Below are 17946 nucleotides of genomic sequence, written 5' to 3'. Positions count from 1 at the left end.
TCATGGATGAGTTGAAAAGATTTATTCGCGATGTGCCCGATTTCCCCAAGAAAGGGATTGTTTTCAAGGACATCACCACATTGCTGGCGGATGGCCGCAACTTCCATCGCATGATTGACCTGATGGCCCATCGTTATCTGGGACAGGGGATCCAGAAAGTGGTCGGTGTCGAGGCGCGTGGCTTCATCCTCGGTTCGGCACTTGCCTACAAGCTCGGCACCGGCATCGCCCTGGTCCGCAAGCCGGGAAAACTGCCGTGGAAAACTCTGCAGAAAACCTACGAACTTGAATATGGCACCGACACTCTTGAAATTCATATCGATGCTTTTGAGCCGGGTGAAAAAGTCCTGATCGCCGACGATTTGCTGGCGACCGGCGGAACTGTTGCCGCGGTGGTTGACCTTGTGCAGCAACTGCAGGCAGAGATTGTTGAATGTGCCTTTCTGGCCGAACTTGAATTTCTTCAAGGTCGCAAACGCCTTCCCGAGGGCAAGGTCCACAGCCTTCTTCAATTCTGACATTCTCTTGGCCCCGTAGCTCAGCTGGATAGAGCATTCGCCTCCTAAGCGAAGGGTCACAGGTTCGAATCCTGTCGGGGCCGCCAGTTGTTGATCTGTTGGAAAGAATATTGCATTTGACAAGTCGACGTTTGCTGCGAGAGATCGCAGCCGTGTTCCCGGATGGACAAATAACGATCACGGAGCTTTTTGTTTTTGAAAATTTTCAACAGGTTGACACGAAGAGATGTTCTCAAGGCGGGGGTTGGCGCCGGTCTTGGTCTGCTGCTGCCGCTGCCGGTTTTTGCTTATGCTGACGGGGATTTGACGTCCGAACGATGCCTCAGTCTCCACAATCTGCATACCGGCGAGGTGTTGAAGGAGATCCCCTATCGAACCCCGCAGGGATATCAGAAAGATGCTCTTGAGGCCCTGAATTACCTGTTGCGGGATTATCGTACCGGGGAACTCAAGGAGATTGACCCGCAATTGTTCGATCTGCTCTACGGTGTTCAGAACCGTTTGGGTGCCTGCGCCGAATTCCAGGTCATTTCAGGTTACCGTTCCCCCCGCACCAATGAACTTTTGCGCAGGCGAAGCCGCGGAGTCGCGAAACACAGCCTGCATATGCTGGGCAAGGCAATTGATATCCGGTTGCCCGGTTGCGACCTGTCCCGCTTGCGTGCGGCGGCCGTTGCCGTCAAGGGCGGTGGCGTCGGTTATTACCCGAAATCGAATTTTGTCCATGTCGATACCGGCCGCGTGCGTTACTGGTAGCCGCAGCTTTCATGCCACACCCGAAGGTCTGTCTTGACGGCAGACCTTTTTTCTTTTCAGCCTTCCGGCCACCCTGTATTCTATACCCTGAATCAGTGAGTTCATCGCCGTCGAATAGCACAAGCCATTGACCTGCCTGCGCTTCTCAAAAATCACCGGCGAACCTTTGGGTGCGCCTCAGATTTTTGAAAACCACATTCAGGTCAAGCCCCTGCACTCTTCATCCGCCATGAACCCACTGATTCGGGTATACCCCGAATCAATGACTTTGTGCTGTCCGCCGGTCATGGGTTCGTTTCTTCAGACGATCGCTGAACGATTTTACGACGTATCCAGGAGTCACCAAGTGGCCAAGAAGATTTTCGTCGCCGCCACCGGTCAGAATTGCGGCAAAACCACCATCAGTCTTTCCCTGCTGCACATGGCGCGCAAAAAATATGAGCGGATCGGGTTTATCAAACCCTTCGGCCCGAAAAGCGCCAGGTTCGAAGGGCGGGACGTCGATATGGACGCCAAGCTGATGGCCCGGGTCTATGATCTGGCCGCTGATATCAGCCTGATGTCCCCGGTTGTTCTGGAAGCGGGCGACACCCGGCGCATCCTGGATGGTTATATCCGCCCCGAGGCCCTGCTGGAAAGAATCGTTGAGGCGGTCAGGAAGCTGGAGGAAAGAGTGGATTACCTGGTCCTTGAGGGGGCCGGTCATGTGGGAGTCGGTTCGGTTGCCGGCATCAGCAATGCCAGGATCGCCCGTGCCGTGGAAGCTCCAGTGCTGATGGTCTCGGGAGCCGGTATCGGCAGTGCGGTTGATGACATTTGCCTCAACCTGGCGCTGTTCGAAGCAGAAGGCGCGGATGTCAAGCTGGTGCTGCCCAACAAGATCCGCGGTCGCAACCGCGAACTGGTGCTGCACTACCTGAAACAGGCGATGATTCCGAAGGACATTGCCGTACAGGCCGGATTCAATTATTCACAGATCCTGGCCAATCCGACCCTGCTGACCGTTTCCCGCCTGCTCGACCTTGAGCTTGAGGGCGATTCCCGGCAGATTTCGCGCATTGTGCACCATGTGCAGCTCGGGGCGGCGTCTACGCAGCGGGTTGTCGACCTGTTGTTGCCTTCGACCCTGCTGGTGGTGACCAGCAGCCGCGATGAACTGCTGGTTATGCTGTCGACCCTTTATCATATGCCCGAATATTTCGAAAAGATTGCTGGTATCGTTATTACCGGTGTTGCACCCGTTTCCGCCATCACCCGGAAGATTCTCGAAGACAGCAGGATTCCATACCTGCGCTGCGAACAACGAACCACGGCGGAAATTTTTTCCCAACTGGAAAATTACGTGTCCAAGATAACCGCCGAGGATGAGGAAAAAATCAATCTCGTCCAGCAACTGGCCGAAACCGAGCTTGACTTCAATGCTATCGACGAACTTTTCGGGATTTGATGGCTGTCGCTGTTGTTTGAACATTCAGCCACTGCAGTGGCTGATGATGTTTGTACATTTTCCGAGGTCCGTTATACTCCATCCGATATCGTTTTCCGGTTTTATTCCTGCCAGGAGGGTCTCCATGATCAAACAACTCGCAATCTGCGCTGAAATTGAGGAAGCCGTCAGCCGGGTTTATTTTTGCCTGGCCGAACAATTGCCGGCGGAAAGTGAGCTGCGGTTGATCTGGGAAGAGATGGCCCGGGACGAACTGGAACATGCCCGGCTGTTACGGTTCGCCCAGCGCTTTGATCCCGACAAAACGTACGCCGGTTATCATATCGCCGAGGATGAGGCCCGCCGGCTGCTGCTGGATGTTCAGGAAACCTTCGACCTGGTGCAGATGAAAACCTTGAGTGAACGGGAAGCGGTCATGGTGCTGTTGAAACTGGAAGAGGATTTCATGCGGGTGCATCTCCATCTGGCTGTTGAGTGTCTGGATCCGACGATGCAGGAAACCTTCAACCGGCTGGGCAAGGCGGATGAAATCCATGTCGCCCGTCTCAAGGAATACTCTCTGCGCAGCTGACACCTCGTTTTTTCTTTCTCCGCCGGGTGCCGTTGGGGTGGTCAGTTTTCTTGCAATAATAGAGCAGCTGTGAAAAATTAATACCGCTGTCAACCCGTACTCGAGGCACCCATGTATCTGAAGCATTTCGGTTTTGAAAAAAAACCGTTCAACATCACTCCGAACCCGGACTTCATGTTTCTGAGCGCGACCCATAAGGAGGTCTTCGCTCATCTGCTCTACGGCATTCAGAACCATTGCGGTTTCATCGAGGTGACGGGGGAAGTCGGAACCGGCAAAACAACGGTTTTAAGAACCCTGTTCAAGCAGCTTGATGATGATCTGTATCGTCTGGCCCTGATCTTCAACCCCCGCCTCGACGCGGTCGAACTGCTGCAGAGCATCAACCGGGAATTCGGAATTGCCGCTGACACCGTCAGCCTGTCGGAACTGCAGAGCTATTTGAATGACTTTTTGCTGCAGCAGAACCGGGCAGGTCATACCGTTGTGCTGGTGGTTGATGAGGCGCAGAATCTTTCTCCCGAGGTCCTTGAACAGATACGGCTGTTGTCCAACCTGGAAACTGAGACCGATAAACTGATCCAGATTGTCCTCGTCGGCCAGCCGGAACTGCGGCAGATGCTTCGTCGTGACGACCTGCGTCAGCTGCGGCAACGGATCACCGTCAGCTATCATCTTGAGACGATGACGGAAGAAGACTCCCTGCGTTACATTCAGCATCGAATGTCCGTTGCCGGGCAGTCCCGTTCCGATCTTTTCACCCCCGCCGCGCTCAAGCTTATTCTTAAACGGAGTGGTGGCAATCCCCGGCTCATCAATGTTCTCTGCGACCGCTGCCTGCTGGTCTGTTTCAGTGAAAACGGCAGCCAGGTCACCGACAATCATGTGCGCCAGGCCCGTAAAGAACTCTGGCGCGAAACGGGACATGACAGCGGTGACCGCCGCTATCTCTATGCGACCCTCCTGCTGGTGGTTGTCATCCTCTCGGCCGGTTTCTGGTTCTACTATCAGGAAAAAAATCTGTCCGGCCCATCGCTGTCGGTTGAACAGCCCTTTCCCGCTGCGGAATCACCTCATCGGTCGGTGCCTTCGTCAAGCGTCCTGGAATCGCCTGTTTCCGGTGCCACGGACAACCCCGGGTTGGAAAAAAGATTGTTCCGCCTGAGGCGTTCCCTTGACCGATCGCCGGACGCCGCACGTATCGGCGCGGCCTACTGCGCTTTGCTCGCCATCTGGCATCTTCCCCCGCTGAAGGGCGGGGCGCGACTTGCTGTCAACGACATCGCCCATGCGGCCTCGACCCAGGGACTGGACATGGCGTCCTACGCTGGCGGACTGGAGGGCCTGCTACGTTTCAATCTGCCTGTCATTCTCGACCTGACAGTACCGGGTGCCCGTGGCCGACGTTATCTTGCTCTGACCGGTGTTGACGGCGGCGGTTATCGTTATGCGCCTGTGCTGGCCGGAATAGACCGGCTCCGGACTGAAGAGTTGAAAGCCCTCTGGTCCGGACGCGCGATTCTGCTGTGGCGGAATCATGCCGGACTTTCTCCTGTCGGGCAGCCGGGACAACGCGGAACCGACATCGAACGTATTCAGCAGCTGCTTGCCAAGGCCGGTTATTATCGGGGCAACCCCACCGGAGTTTTCGATCAACTGACAGTCTCTGCTGTCACCCGTTTTCAGGCGGATTCCGGCCTGCTTCAGGATGGCCGGATCGGACCGCAGACCCTGATCCTGCTGTACCGCGCGGCAGGTTTTTTCGAGGCCGAGCTTGAGGCGTCGACTCCCCGGGAGGAAGGGGCATGAGTTCTATTCTCAAGGCATTGAAAAAACTCGAAGAAGAAAAAAATCGCCGGCAGCAGGGCAAGGTTGACATCGCCACGGATATTCTGCGCGCCACCGGTCGATCAGGGAAACGGAACTGGCTCATGCCGTTGATACTGGTTGTGCTGGTTCTGGGCGGGACTCTGGGAGGGATGTATGTCGCCCGGATGTTTCTTCCCGAAGCCATGCGGCAGCCGGTACAGTCTCAGCCGGTACAGTCTCAGCCGGTACAGTCTCAGCCGGTACAGTCTCAGCCGGTACAGTCTCAGCCGGTACAGTCTCAACCGGTACAGTCTCAACCGGTACAGTCTCAACCGGTACAGTCTCAACCGGTACAGTCTCAACCGGTACAGTCTCAACCGGTACAGTCTCAACCGGTTGATCGCTTTGAACATCCCCGCCTGGTCGTTTCCGGCATCGCCTATCAGGCGAATGCCGAAAACCGGATGGCGGTTGTCAACGATCTTCCGGTTCTGGCCGGCACAACCGTGGCCGGGGTCGAAGTCGTCGAGATTCTTCCCGACAAGGTGGTTTTTCGGTTCAAAGGGAAACAGTTTTCGGTTCCCCTGTCCGATCTGCCCTGACCGGTGGGGCAGGGAAATCTTTTCAGGGAGTTGTCCCGATCAGTAACGCCCACAAAGATCGTCAGTTGTCCGCGGTCGTTTTCCCCCGGGGGACAAGGTTGTGATCGGGCCAGGAAAAACTCAGCGGCGAATGCCCGGCTCTCAATGTTCCCTTGAGATAATTTTGGCTGCCGCTGAACAGCAGGTAACTGTAGCGCCCGTAATGGGGAATTTTGCGGGCAACCACTGTGGCCACCGGGCTGTCAGCCGGGACAAACAGAGCCTGCAGCCCGCCTCTCCGTTTCGGCCAGACGCATAGCAGGGAAATTTCAGCAGTTATTTCCCGACCGTTGAATTGGAACCCGCCGGTCGATGAAGATGTCAATCCAGGCGGTCGCCATTGTTCAGGTATATTCTTAAAGGAAGAAACATAAAGAACTGTTTCTGAAGGGTTGGCATCTTTCAGCGATGTCCCGGTTGTAATTCTGGCGGTGGTTTTTCGCAGGCCGTCCAACAGCCGCCGGACGGCCTGCTTCTGACCGGCCTGGAGCCCCGGATGTTCAACAACCCGCAACTGGGGTGCCGCCCGCAGGTTGTTGATCGTGAGCGGAATCTCCTCCCTGGTCAGTCGTCGCATCACCTGGTTGTCGGGGTCAACGCTGAATGCCAGGGGTTGCCTGTCGCAGTTGAAACTGAATTCCGTACTTGTTGCGGTAACACGCAAGGTCCGCTCCTTCCGACCGGTGCTGGTGCGGATGACGACCGGCAACCGCAGCGGGTAGGGGCCGGTTCGTTGCCGCAGCACTCCCTTGATCCGCCATCCGCCGTCGGTTGCTGTTCTGTGCAGTTCGTTCAACTGCAGATCCGGAATGTCGTCCCGTTCCAGCCAGGGGCGGATTTCGTTTTCCAGGGGAATGCCGGAAACAGCGGAAAAAGTATCCAGCAGATCCTGCCAGTCGGCCCGCCGGTACATTTTTTCTCCTGCCAGCCGGCGCAGGGCTGACCAGAACGCCCGGTCCCCGATTCGTCTCCGGATCAGGTGAAAGACCATCGCTGCCTTGCCGTAGCCGATCGCCTGGCTGGCCTTGTCGAATCGGGACCGGAAGCGGTTCAGGGGCATCGCCTGTTCGGGAACCAGGGTTGCGTATTCGCGGAGAATTTTCCGTCGATAGTCTTTGGCCGCTTCTTTCCCCTGACGTTCCTTGTAGAGATAGTCGGCAACATAGGTTGTCAGCCCTTCCGACCAGTTGCCGTGCCGGGCGTCAACACGGACGCCGTTGCCCCACCAGGAATGGGCGATTTCATGGCCCAGGCTGGTTTTAACGATGAAGGGGAGTCTGATGACACGGCTGCCGAGCAGGGTCCACGAGGGGAAGCCGTAGCCGGTCGGGATGAAATTCTCCACCATGGCGAATTTGTGAAACGGGTAGGGGCCGAACAGGGATTCATACAGGGCCAGGAAGGAGCGCGCCGCGGAAAGATAGGTGGCGGAGAGAGAGTTGTTGTCCCGCCCGAAAAATGTGTAGAGAGGAATCGGGCCGGAGCGGTCTTCCCGCAGTCGCCAGGGACCGACCGCCAGGGTCAGGCCGGGCAGGGGATAGTCGATGCGGAAACGGATGCGGTTCTCTTTATCCCCGGCGGTCCAGTCGGCAATCTCCCCGGCGGTCACCGCCCAGTAACCCACCGGGAGTCTGACCAGGATAGAGAAAGTCGAGGATTGCTCCTCCCGGTACGGATACCAGGCGGTGTCGGCGTCCAGGAAACCGCCGCGCGCGGTCATCTCCAGCCGGACTCCGTAGCTGGGGTCTTCATCGTGTTCGGGATTCTCTTGTTTTCCGGCGTCAAGAAGAATTCGCCACTTGACGGTCATGTTCATAGCCGTCCCGGCCGTGATCAGCAAACGATCTCCACGCCGCTGAAACGGCAGCGGGCGATCGCCCGAGCGGACCGTAATCCCCGTCGCTGCGGTGTTTAACCGCAGATCGAGATTGCCGAGCGGGGTGTCGTAGGAGATTCGGTCGAGCCCGGCAATCAGCCCCTTCTCCGGGTCGAGACGGATATCCAGTTGATGGTGTATGGCCGCGGAGGGCGGATCTGCGGCGACGGCAACCCCGGGAAACAGCAGCAGCAGGAAAAGCAGGATGCGCAACGGCGGAGAATCCTTTATAATCCGTCGGTCGGCATTCTTCATTGCAGCCACTCCTGCAGATCGATTGTGCCTTGCTCGTGGATCGGGAAAGGGTAACTGAAAATTCCGAACCCGCCGATTTCGATCGTGCCGTCGAACTGATACTCCAGGGGCTGAGTCGAAGAACTTTTGTTCAGAAAACGGATCAGGTCCAAATAGGCGGCCGTCAGGTCCAAAGTCAGTATCCCACGGCCGTGGGCCGGAATGTCGACGGCCGTGTTCGACCGGCCGTTGGAAATTTCGATGTCGTTCAGTTTCAACCTGTAGTCCGCGTGTCGGATCGTCAGGCTGAAACTGTTAGGATTGTGAAGTTCAAGTTCAGCCTGAAGCAGGGCGTGGCTCAGGTTGAAGTCCTTCAGTTCCAGGCTCCGAAGAGAAACATCCGGCGGTTCAGGACGAACCGTTGAACAGGCCGTCAACAACAGCAGGATAACAATTATGAGCAACCAGTTCTTGCCTTGTGTCATATTCTGTCCCGACTTCAGAGTCAATTGGCAGCAGTCAGGGCCGCCGACGACCGGACCGCCCGTAAACGCATATCATTTTACCAGACCGAGCCGATGCGTCCTTTGAAATTTCAACTCAGACCGATCCTGAGAACCATTCTCGGGCTTTATCTGGTCCTGCTTGGGGTGTTGTCGTTGATGCCGAATCCGCCGCAACCACCCGATATCATCTCTTGGGACAAGCTGGAGCACGCACTTGCCTACGCGGTTCTCGGCCCGCTCCTGTTTGTTGTTCTCTCTCCGCGACTGGTGAACCGTGTCCGCCTGTTATGGGCGGCCGGGATTGCCTGGGGGACCGGTGCCATGTTCGAGTTTCTGCAGGGTGTATTGAAACTCGGGCGTTGTTTTGAATGGTCTGACCTGGTCGCCAACCTGGTCGGGACCCTGACCGGATTGGTGTTGATGCATCTGGTCATCATCTGGCTGCGCCGGGAGACTCGATACTGATGACGGACACCCCCATCCTGGAGTTGGCCGCGCGAGGCCCGGTTCTGACGGCCAACAATCGCCTGGCCGCCACCCTGCTTTCCCTTTACGATCAGCAACAGGTGGAAAATGGGATTCTCTGCTGGGAACGACCGGCCATCATGCCCCTGTCCGCCTGGCTGACCGCCCGCGGGGACGAACTCGGCCTGACCGCCAGGCTTCTCAACGACGGCCAGGTTCGTCGTCTGTGGGAAGAGGTTATTGAAGAGGATGTCGCCCGCCACAACGTTTCCGGATTACTGCAGGTTTCCTCCAGCGCCGAATCCGCCTCGGCCGCCCGGCAGTTGTTGCTGCAGTACGGCGGCAACATTGACTGTTATCCCATGAGCGACGATGTCGCGGCGTTCAGACGCTGGCTCCGGGACTGGGAACAACGCAGCGCGGAAGCGGGCTGGCTGACTCCGGCCGAATTGCCGAGGCTGGTTGCCACCGGACTGGCGCAGGGCAGAGTCAAGGCTCCCGAAATCTTGACCCTTGCCGGTTTCGACCTGCTCCCGCCCAGTCTTGAGGAGCTGTTGCGGTCGCTTGAAAAAGCGGGCACACGTGTCGAAGTCATAACCGATGACGGCAGACCTGCCCGTTCGGTGAGCCGTTGCTGTGTCACTGATCCGCAGGAGGAGGTCCGCCTCTGCGCCCGCTGGACGCGACGGCTGCTGGAGCGGAACTCCCGGACCCGTATCGGCATCGTCGCCCCGGCTCTGGGGGATTACCTCTCTCTGTTGCGCGACCTGCTGCAGGCGGAATTGGGTCCGCAGCAGGCCCTGCAGTTCGGAACGGCCCATCCGGCGGGGTTCTCCCTCGGATCCTGCCTGGCAGAGGAGGGGCCGGTGCGGCTTGCCCTCACCCTGTTCGGTTGCGGCAACCGGATTGAACTCGCCGAAGCGGGCCTGCTGCTCCGCTCCCCCTTCCTGGGACACTCTGTCGCGGAGGGCAGGGCCCGCGCCCTGGCTGACCTGGAACTGCGTAACAACGGCCAGAGCGTGGTGCCGTTGCCGCGGCTCATCCGCATGGTCGAAAAGCTCGGGACGCTTCCCCGCTTTCTTGCCATCCTGAAGCATCTTCGGGACTGGGTTGCCGATCGTCGTCTCAGACGGCCTGGGCTCTGGAGTGAACAGATGGCGCGGCTGCTCGAAGCGGTCGGCTGGCCCGGGGAAGGCACGATCGACAGCCGCCAGTACCAGCTGGTTGAAAAATTCCTCGACCTGTTGCACCGTCTCGCCAGCCTGGACCTGGTTTCCTCCCCGGTTGAACGTCATGTTGCCGTCAGTCTTTTGCAGCGCATGGCCCGGGAAACGGAATTCCAGGTCGAGGAGGTCCCCTCCCGGCTGCAGGTCCTCGGCCTTCTTGAGTCAAGCGGGCAGTCTTTCGATGCTCTCTGGATCCTGGGAATGCACGACGGCGCGTTTCCGATCCCGGCGCGGCCCAACCCCTTTCTGCCCCTGGCGATGCAGAAAGAGATGGCTATGCCCCATGCCGATGCCGGGCGGGAACTCGAGTTTGCCCAACGTGCCTGTCAACGTCTGTTTCATGCTGCCGACCAGGTTGTTGTCAGCTGGCCCGGCAGTGTCGACGGGGCCGAATGCCGGCCGAGCCCGCTGCTTGCGGATCTCCCGGAAATCCTGCCCGAGTGTGTGGTCAGCAACGATCCGAGGCGATTGTTCAGCGGCTCCATTGTTCTTGAGACCTGGCAGGATTCGCAGGGGCCCGGTATCCCCGCCGGCATCCCCTTCAAGGGCGGTACCGGCATTCTCAAAGACCAGGCACTGTGCCCGTTTCGCGCCTTTGCGCATCACCGTCTGCTGGCGCGGGGGCTTGAATGCCCGGACATCGGCCTTGATCCGATGAGTCGCGGCACCCTCGTTCACGGGCTGCTTGAATCCTTCTGGTCCAGGGTCAGCAGCAGGCGGCAACTGCTTACGCTCAGTGACGAGGAGCTTGCCCGTGAATTGGCTCGCTCCGCCGAAGACGCCCTGAAGGCTTTTGAGAAGGAAAAACGTCTTGACCTGCCCAACCGTCAGCGCCGGATCGAGCTGCAGCGTCTGCAGCGCGTCGCCCGCAGCTGGCTTGAGAAAGAATATGATCGACCCCCATTCGAGGTCATCGCGACCGAACAGAGTCGACTGGTGACCATCGGCAACCTCGCCGTCCGTACCCGCATCGATCGCATCGACCGGCTGGAAAACGGTCGGCAACTGGTTATTGACTACAAGACCGGCAAACCGGATGTGAGCCAGTGGCTCGATGAGCGGGTCAGTGAACCTCAACTGCCGATCTACTGTTTCAGTATGCCGCCGGACGATGTCGGCGGTGCCCTCTTCGCGCGGGTGCATTGTCGACCTGACGAAAATGGTTTTCATGGACTGCTGCGGGCCGACTGCGCCTGGGATGAGCGATCGACCAGGACCATGGAACGGCTGCTTGAAGAACACGGCCGAGAGGATTTCGACGATGTTCTGCGGCATTGGCGGGGCACCCTCGAACAACTGGCTGATGAGTTTGTTGACGGTCAGGCTCGGGTTGACCCGGTCGATGCGGTCAAGGCCTGTCGTTACTGCGATCTGCTTCCGTTCTGCCGGCGGCTTGAATACGACCTGACGGTTGAGGAGGTTCACTGTGACTGACGCCCTGGCGCCACCGCAAAATGATCTGCAGGCTCGTCGCGAGGCTCTCGATCCGGGGCGTTCCTTTATTGTCCAGGCTCCGGCCGGTTCAGGTAAAACTGAGTTGTTGACACAACGGCTGCTGGCGCTGCTGAGTATGGTTGCCGAGCCGGAAGAGATTCTTGCGATTACCTTTACCCGCAAAGCGGCGGCTGAAATGCGCGGTCGGCTGCTGGCGTCACTGCACGACGCAGCGGACAAACCGGTACCCGATGAACCACACGCCCGGCAGACCTGGGTTCTCGCCCGCAAGGCGTTGCGGCATGCTGATCGCCGGGGATGGGATCTGTTGCGCAATCCCGCGCGGCTGCAATTGCAGACCATCGACAGTTTCTGCAGCCTGTTGACCCGACGCATGCCCTGGTTGAGCCGCTTCGGGGCGCCGCCCCGTATCAGTCAGGATGCCGGAGAACTCTACCGTCTCGCCGGCGAGAAGCTGCTGGCCCGTCTCGAAAGTGGTGAACCGGGCGGGGAATCGGTGGCCCTGCTGCTTGATCATCTCGATAATCAGCTCAGCCGTCTGCGGGACATGGTTGTCAGCCTGCTTGGACGGCGCGATCAATGGCTGCGTTGTCTGCTCGACCGTCGTCATCAGCAGGCTCGCGAACAACTGGAAGAGGGGCTGCGGGGGTTCAACCGGGAGTTGTTGCAGCGATTGAAAGGGCGGCTCGGTCAGGATCTGGAAATGCGACTTTTCCAGGCGGCCGAGGTGGCGGCCGAGAACCTGGCTGAAGCCGGAGAAGGGGAGCTGCAGGAGTGTCTGGAAAACCGCGAGACCTCTCTGGAAGCGGAGTTGGCCTGCTGGGACCGCCTGCTGGAGCTGGTTCTGACCGGCCAGGGGACGATCCGCAAAACGGTTACCCGGCGGCAGGGATTCCCGGCCGGGAAGGCCGCGGCGGAGGCAAAACAGCAGTTTCTGCTGCTTCTTGATCAGTTTGCCGGTCTGCCCGGTCTGCTCGAAGCCCTGAACACCTTTCGCGGCCGCCCCGACGCCGGCTATGGGGATCAGCAATGGCAGCTGCTCGATGCCCTGATCGAACTGCTGCCGCTGGCGGTTGCCGAACTCAACGAAGTTTTTCGACAATGCGGCGAAATCGACTTTGTCGAGGTGGCCGGGGCGGCCCTGCGGGCCCTGGGAACAGCGGAAGCCCCGGAAGAACTGCTGCTGCAGTTCGATGCCCGGTTGCGTCATATTCTGATTGACGAATTCCAGGACACCTCTTATATCCAGTTTGAGCTGCTCAGGCGGTTGACCGCGGGGTGGCAGGCCGGTGACGGCCGGACTCTTTTCCTGGTCGGCGACCCGATGCAGTCGATCTATCGTTTCCGTCAGGCCGAGGTCGGCTATTTCCTGCAGGTCTGCAGGGATGGAATCGGTGCCATCCGGCCGACGGCACTTAAGCTGGAAGCCAATTTCCGTTCTCAACAGGGGATCGTCAACTGGGTCAACACTGTTTTCGGCGCCATCTTCCCCGCGGATGAAGACATGTTGCGGGGTGCCGTTCCCTATGCGTTCGCGGCCGCGACCCGGGCAACGTTGACCGGCCCGGCCGTCCAGGGGTGGAGTTTCAGTGGTCGCCAGGATGAAGCTGAAGCCGAAAAAGTGGTCGAGCTGGTGCGCGCTGCGCAGCGTGAGCATCCAGGCGGCAGTGTCGCAATCCTGGTCCGGGCCCGCAGCCACCTGGAGCGAATTATCCCGGCCCTCAAAAGGGCCGGGCTGCCTTTTCTGGCCCATGATCTCGACAGCCTTGAGATGCGGCCGCTGATCCAGGATCTGCGTGCTCTGACCAGGGCGTTGCTGCACCCGGCCGACAGGGTGAGCTGGCTGGCCCTGCTGCGGGCGCCGTGGTGCGGTTTGTCCCTCGAAGATCTGCAGCGGCTTATCGGTTCCGACCGGCAGTCTCCGCTCTGGCAACTGTTGCAGGAACCTGCCGATCGGGGCGAGCTGTTTTCCCGCCTGACCGCGGCCGGTCAGCAGCGCTGGGAACGGATCAGACCGGCGATTGCCGCCGCCCTGCAGACACGCGGACGGGTTCCGTTGCGGCGACTGGTCGAAACCACATGGCTGGCACTGGCCGGACCGGCCTGTTGCAATCCATCGGCGCTGCCTGACGCCGAACGTTTCTTCTGCCTGCTCGAAGAACTCGACTGCGGTGGAGACCTTGTCGATTTTGAGCAGTTGGACCGGCGCCTCAGTCAGCTGTTTGCCGCTCCTGACCCGCAGGCGGGTGACAATCTGCAGCTGATGACCATTCACAAGGCCAAGGGCCTGCAGTTCGACACCGTCATCCTGCCGGGACTGGGACGTCCCGCCCCGCGCCAGGATCGCCCGCTGCTCAGCTGGATCGACCATCCGGAATACTCGCTGCTGCTGGCGCCGGTCAGGAGAGCCGACAGCAGTAATGATGACGCCACCTACCAGGCCATCCAGCATCTGCAGCAGGAGAAGAACCAGCTCGAAACCGATCGATTGATCTACGTTGCCGTCACCCGTGCCATTCGTCGGATTCACCTGCTTGGACACCTGGAACAAAGGTCTTCGGGAGAGCTGGAACCGTCCTCCTCCTCGCTGCTCGGTCGTATCTGGGAACAGGTCGGCGGCCTGTTTGCCGTGCCGTGCGACGCCGGTGAGTCAGACGCTGTCCCGCAGCGTCCTCCACAGCGGCTGCAGCGTCTTCCCCTCGCATGGCAGCGGCCGCCGCTTGCGGATACGGTTGTGACGCGGCAGGAAGGCTTCCAGAGTGCTTCGTCGGGACATGGCCGACCGACCACGGAGTTGCGCATCAATTTACGCAGCCATGAAGGCCGAGTGGTCGGCAACCTGGTCCATCAACTACTGGACCAGTATGGGCAGCCCGGAGCCGAACGACCGGCGCGTGATTTTCTGTGCGAACAGAAGGCGTTCTGGAAAAGACGACTGCTGATGGCCGGGATTGGCGCCCATCGGCTGGAGGATTGCTGCGGACGGGTCCTGACGGCGATGGAACAGACATTTCACGGCCGACATGCCGACCTGCTCTTTGATCAGGCGACGGAGGTTGCTACCGAATTTGCCCTGCACGGCCTGGTCGGCGGGCGACTGGTTCATGCCGCGATTGACCGTACCTTCATCGACCGGGAAGGACAGCGCTGGATCGTTGACTACAAAACCAGCCACCCGGCAGCCGATGAACCGGTTGACGCATTTCTAGCCCGGGAAAAAGATCATTATGCCGAACAACTCGGGTTTTACGCGCGCCTGTTTGCCGCCCGTGAACCGGGGCGGCCACTTTGCCCGGCGCTCTATTTCCCTTTGATTGACCGCTTGCTCAGGATTGACGAAACATGAACGATGAGGCCCTGATACAACTGGGCTGGCGGCAGATACAGGCTGAAGCCATGCGCCGCCATGGTAGAAAAGGCCTGCTGCCCGGCCGGGTAATCGCGACAACGCGTGATTTCTGCACCTTGCTCACCGGAGAAGATGAACAGGTTGCGGCGCGCATCCCCGGGCGCCTGCATCATTTGAAAAGACGGGTCGGCGGGTTGTTGCCGGTGGTCGGAGACTGGGTGGTGTTCAAACCGGCCGGTGCTTCCCGGAGTGCCGTCGTCGAGGAGGTTCTACCGCGGCAGACCTGTCTTTCCCGTCAGGCTCCCGGGCGGCGGGGGCGTCTGGTCGAGCAGGTGATTGCCGCCAATGTCGACACCGTCTTTGTCATCACCGGGCTGGATCAGGATTTCAATCCCCGCCGGATCGAGCGTTACCTGGCGCTGGTGACCGGCAGCGGCGCCCGCGCTGTTTTACTGCTCAACAAGGCCGACCTCTGCTCGGATCCGGATGCGTACCGTTTGCAGGTGGAATCCTTCGGCTGCCCGGTTGTCATTCTCAGTGCGGAGCAGGGGACGGGTCTGGACGCGCTTTCACCCTTCATGAAATCCGGTGACACCATTGCCATGCTCGGTTCCTCCGGGGTCGGCAAGTCGACACTGATCAATCGTCTGCTGGGAGAAGAACGGCAGCAGGTCGCCACCGTCAGCGAGAGTGACGGCAAGGGTCGCCACACGACCACCCACCGTGAGCTGCTGCGGTTGCCCGGTGGTGTTCTGCTGATGGATAATCCCGGCATGCGGGAACTTCAGCTATGGAAAGAGACGGCCAGCCTGGAGGAAGCTTTCGAGGATATTTTCGTCCTTGCCCGCGCGTGCCGTTTCAGCGATTGCCGTCATCTTGAAGAACCGGACTGCAGCGTCAAACAGGCGGTGGCCGAAGGCCGTCTTGCCGAAGAACGATTCCTGAGTTTTTTGAAGCTGCAGCAGGAACTCGTTCGGCATGGTGACCATTGAAAGCTTATGATGTGCCCCTGCGGGGTTGACAGTGGTTAAAGAATGACCTTTGTCGCGCCGATGAGAGAATCATGACACTCTTGTCGGAGGCCTCCATGCGCGTGCTGGTGATATGTTCGCTGTTTTTTCTTTTGTCCGGTTGCGCGCAGAATATCGGGACCGGCAATCAGGACCTCTCTCCACGGCTGGCGTCTCTGACATTGCACGCCGGGCATACTTCACGCGGCCAGGCGTTTCAGGTTTTTGGCTCACCCAACACCATCTCCTATACTGATCAGGTTCTCTGGCCCTACGCCGGCCATGAGATACTCTATCCTCCCGGAACGCGTGAAATCTGGAGCTATTATGCCTCCAGCGTAACCGGAATGGCGTCGCTGAATTATTCTCCGGTGCGCAGCCGACGGCAGTTGATCAAGGTTTTCTTCGACGAACGCGGCATCGTTACCGGTTGGGACGCCATCCCTTTGAACAACTGAGCACCTGAATCAGGCCTTCATTAAAATAATGATTTTTGCTAAGTTGGGATGCATCACGTCCTGCTTGCGCAGGTACGGTGCCGGGCTGAAGGTCATTTTTTCGGGAGCGGTCATGGAAACCAGTTCGTCCGTAAATACCATGCAACGTCAGCCATCCAGGCTGCTGCAGCTGATGGTCATCGTTGCCATGATTTCCATTTCGGTCATTCTGATTCTGGTCGGTAGCGGAATCTACCAGGTTTTCGAACGACAACTGGTTCAAATCGCGGAAAAAGATGCTATCCAGGCCGGAAATGACCTGCTTCACCGGGAAGCGGCGAGCCTGTTGCGGACCGGACCTCAGGGCCAGGTCGACTTGGCGGTCGACATGGACCGGTTGGCGGAATTCGACCAGCGCCTGCGCCAAACCCTCAAGCCGTTCAACATTGTCAAGGTCACGATCTTCTCCCCCGAATGGGTTGTCCTCTACAGCAGCGACCGGAGCCTGATCGGAACCAATGAATTCGGCAACGACCGTCTCAACCGGGCACTCAAGGGAACTCCCGACTCGCAACTGGTGCAGCACGAAAAGATCTCCCGGCCCGGGGAGCCGCGGCCATCGATCGTCGATGTGGTGGAAAGCTATATTCCGATCCGGGTCGGAAACGGTCAGGTGATCGGCTGTTTCGAGATTTATCGCGATGTGACCCGATATCGGCAGGATCTGCTGAGCGGGGTCATTGCCTCGGTACTGCTGCTGTTACTGGTTCTCCTCGGCGTCTTCGGACTTTCCTACCTCTTTCTCCGCCAGGCGGCGAAACGTCTGCAGGCGGCACAGGATGAAATACGACGGGCGACGATCCTCGATGAGTTGACCGGGGTGGCGAACCGTCGGGAGATTCTGCAACGCGCCGGCATCGAGATTTCCCGCATGCAGCGCCTTGAAGAGCAGGCCCTTGAAAACTGTCTGGCACTGCTGGTCATCGATGTTGATCACCTGAACCTGATCAACCAGGAATATGGGCGCGCGGCGGGGGATGATGTTCTGCGCGGGTTGTCGCAGCGGCTTGCCGGTGAGTTGCGCGGCTACGATGCCCTCGGTCGTTATGGCGGCGAGGAATTTCTGGTTGTGCTGCCGGCCAGTACGCGAAGCGGGGCCCTGGCCGCTGCCGAAAGGTTTTGCCAAAAGGTGCGCAGCGCACCCTTCATTGTCGACACCCTGGAAATCGAGGTCACCGTCAGTATCGGCCTGGCCATTGCCAAAGTGCATGAACCTTCCTTTGAACCGGCCCTGAAAAGGGCCCTGGAGGCTCTCGCCCGGGCCAAGCAGCAGGGCTGCAACTGCGTGGTCGGGGCCGAGGCAATTGAACCCCCGGATCATCCGGCGCGAATCATGTCCGCCTGAAAATTGTATGCGAACATGTGGTAAGCTTGTCCCAGACCTGAATTCGTGAGTCCCTTGTCGGCGGACAGCACAAGTCATTGACCTGCCTGGGATTTCCAAAAATCACCAGCGAACCTATGGGTGCGCTTCAGATTTTTGGAAATCCCATTCAGGCCAAGCACTTGCATTCTCCATCCAACAGGAACTCACGTATATGGTCTCCCCCTTTTTTGCAAGGGCTTTGTGTCTTGATGACAGGGAC

At 58.9% G+C, this 17946-nt stretch carries 14 protein-coding genes and 1 tRNA gene; 13 read left to right on the top strand and 2 right to left on the bottom strand.

Features of this window, described 5'->3' with window-relative positions; all coding sequences use genetic code 11:
- Positions 1 to 2: 2 nt before the first annotated feature.
- From C2E25_RS11870 to C2E25_RS11840, 7 genes are all read left to right on the top strand, one after another.
- On the top strand, positions 3 to 518 hold the full coding sequence (locus tag C2E25_RS11870) for an adenine phosphoribosyltransferase (protein WP_103115987.1): 516 nt from the start codon (positions 3 to 5) through the stop codon (positions 516 to 518).
- Positions 519 to 527: 9 nt separating this feature from the next.
- A tRNA-Arg gene (locus tag C2E25_RS11865) sits at positions 528 to 604 on the top strand.
- Between the two features lie 109 nt (positions 605 to 713).
- Complete coding sequence (locus C2E25_RS11860; RefSeq protein WP_233189418.1) at positions 714 to 1274, top strand: YcbK family protein; 561 nt, start codon at positions 714 to 716, stop codon at positions 1272 to 1274.
- Positions 1275 to 1620: 346 nt separating this feature from the next.
- On the top strand, positions 1621 to 2721 hold the full coding sequence (locus tag C2E25_RS11855; RefSeq protein WP_103115950.1) for an AAA family ATPase: 1101 nt from the start codon (positions 1621 to 1623) through the stop codon (positions 2719 to 2721).
- A 124-nt stretch (positions 2722 to 2845) separates the two neighbouring features.
- Entirely contained in the window at positions 2846 to 3292 is a 447-nt protein-coding gene (locus tag C2E25_RS11850; RefSeq protein WP_103115949.1) for a ferritin family protein, read from the top strand.
- 111 nt (positions 3293 to 3403) lie between these two features.
- A complete protein-coding gene (locus C2E25_RS11845; protein ID WP_103115948.1) occupies positions 3404 to 5101 on the top strand; it encodes an AAA family ATPase in 1698 nt (565 codons plus the stop codon).
- Entirely contained in the window at positions 5098 to 5703 is a 606-nt protein-coding gene (locus tag C2E25_RS11840; RefSeq protein ID WP_103115947.1) for a general secretion pathway protein GspB, read from the top strand. The genes C2E25_RS11845 and C2E25_RS11840 overlap by 4 nt, the downstream gene beginning before the upstream one ends.
- Before the next feature lie 61 nt (positions 5704 to 5764).
- Here the strand turns inward: C2E25_RS11840 and C2E25_RS11835 are convergent, their stop codons facing one another.
- Both C2E25_RS11835 and C2E25_RS11830 read right to left on the bottom strand, forming a co-directional pair.
- A complete protein-coding gene (locus C2E25_RS11835) occupies positions 5765 to 7873 on the bottom strand; it encodes a M1 family metallopeptidase (RefSeq protein WP_103115946.1) in 2109 nt (702 codons plus the stop codon).
- A complete protein-coding gene (locus tag C2E25_RS11830; RefSeq protein ID WP_146032961.1) occupies positions 7870 to 8361 on the bottom strand; it encodes an LEA type 2 family protein in 492 nt (163 codons plus the stop codon). The genes C2E25_RS11835 and C2E25_RS11830 overlap by 4 nt, the downstream gene beginning before the upstream one ends.
- Between C2E25_RS11830 and C2E25_RS11825 the strand changes: the two genes are divergently transcribed.
- From C2E25_RS11825 to C2E25_RS11800, 6 genes are all read left to right on the top strand, one after another.
- The gene (locus C2E25_RS11825) at positions 8362 to 8823 is read left to right on the top strand and encodes a VanZ family protein (protein WP_146032960.1); all 462 of its coding nucleotides are present in this window, start codon (positions 8362 to 8364) and stop codon (positions 8821 to 8823) included.
- A complete protein-coding gene (locus C2E25_RS11820) occupies positions 8823 to 11483 on the top strand; it encodes a PD-(D/E)XK nuclease family protein (RefSeq protein ID WP_103115943.1) in 2661 nt (886 codons plus the stop codon). Before C2E25_RS11825 ends, C2E25_RS11820 begins: the two co-directional genes overlap by 1 nt.
- On the top strand, positions 11476 to 14850 hold the full coding sequence (locus C2E25_RS11815) for a UvrD-helicase domain-containing protein (RefSeq protein WP_158247239.1): 3375 nt from the start codon (positions 11476 to 11478) through the stop codon (positions 14848 to 14850). The genes C2E25_RS11820 and C2E25_RS11815 overlap by 8 nt, the downstream gene beginning before the upstream one ends.
- Complete coding sequence (gene rsgA, locus C2E25_RS11810; protein ID WP_233189417.1) at positions 14847 to 15845, top strand: ribosome small subunit-dependent GTPase A; 999 nt, start codon at positions 14847 to 14849, stop codon at positions 15843 to 15845. Before C2E25_RS11815 ends, rsgA begins: the two co-directional genes overlap by 4 nt.
- 71 nt (positions 15846 to 15916) lie before the next feature.
- Complete coding sequence (locus C2E25_RS11805) at positions 15917 to 16321, top strand: hypothetical protein (RefSeq protein ID WP_146032959.1); 405 nt, start codon at positions 15917 to 15919, stop codon at positions 16319 to 16321.
- Between the two features lie 112 nt (positions 16322 to 16433).
- Complete coding sequence (locus tag C2E25_RS11800) at positions 16434 to 17705, top strand: GGDEF domain-containing protein (protein WP_158247238.1); 1272 nt, start codon at positions 16434 to 16436, stop codon at positions 17703 to 17705.
- The last annotated feature ends 241 nt before the right edge of the window (positions 17706 to 17946 follow it).

The sequence above is a fragment of the Geothermobacter hydrogeniphilus genome (assembly GCF_002898515.1).
Taxonomy (GTDB): Bacteria; Desulfobacterota; Desulfuromonadia; order Desulfuromonadales; family Geothermobacteraceae; genus Geothermobacter_A.
This window is presented reverse-complemented; position numbering and strand designations above follow the sequence as displayed.

Excerpts from the sequence above, each read along its gene's own strand:
- C2E25_RS11870 (WP_103115987.1), top strand. The coding sequence starts at position 3 with ATGGATGAGTTGAAAAGATTTATTCGCGATGTGCCCGATTTCCCCAAG.
- C2E25_RS11850 (WP_103115949.1), top strand. The coding sequence starts at position 2,846 with ATGATCAAACAACTCGCAATCTGCGCTGAAATTGAGGAAGCCGTCAGC.
- C2E25_RS11845 (WP_103115948.1), top strand. The coding sequence starts at position 3,404 with ATGTATCTGAAGCATTTCGGTTTTGAAAAAAAACCGTTCAACATCACT.
- C2E25_RS11840 (WP_103115947.1), top strand. The coding sequence starts at position 5,098 with ATGAGTTCTATTCTCAAGGCATTGAAAAAACTCGAAGAAGAAAAAAAT.
- C2E25_RS11835 (WP_103115946.1), bottom strand. The coding sequence starts at position 7,873 with ATGAAGAATGCCGACCGACGGATTATAAAGGATTCTCCGCCGTTGCGC.
- C2E25_RS11820 (WP_103115943.1), top strand. The coding sequence starts at position 8,823 with ATGACGGACACCCCCATCCTGGAGTTGGCCGCGCGAGGCCCGGTTCTG.
- rsgA (WP_233189417.1), top strand. The coding sequence starts at position 14,847 with ATGAACGATGAGGCCCTGATACAACTGGGCTGGCGGCAGATACAGGCT.
- C2E25_RS11805 (WP_146032959.1), top strand. The coding sequence starts at position 15,917 with ATGACACTCTTGTCGGAGGCCTCCATGCGCGTGCTGGTGATATGTTCG.
- C2E25_RS11800 (WP_158247238.1), top strand. The coding sequence starts at position 16,434 with ATGGAAACCAGTTCGTCCGTAAATACCATGCAACGTCAGCCATCCAGG.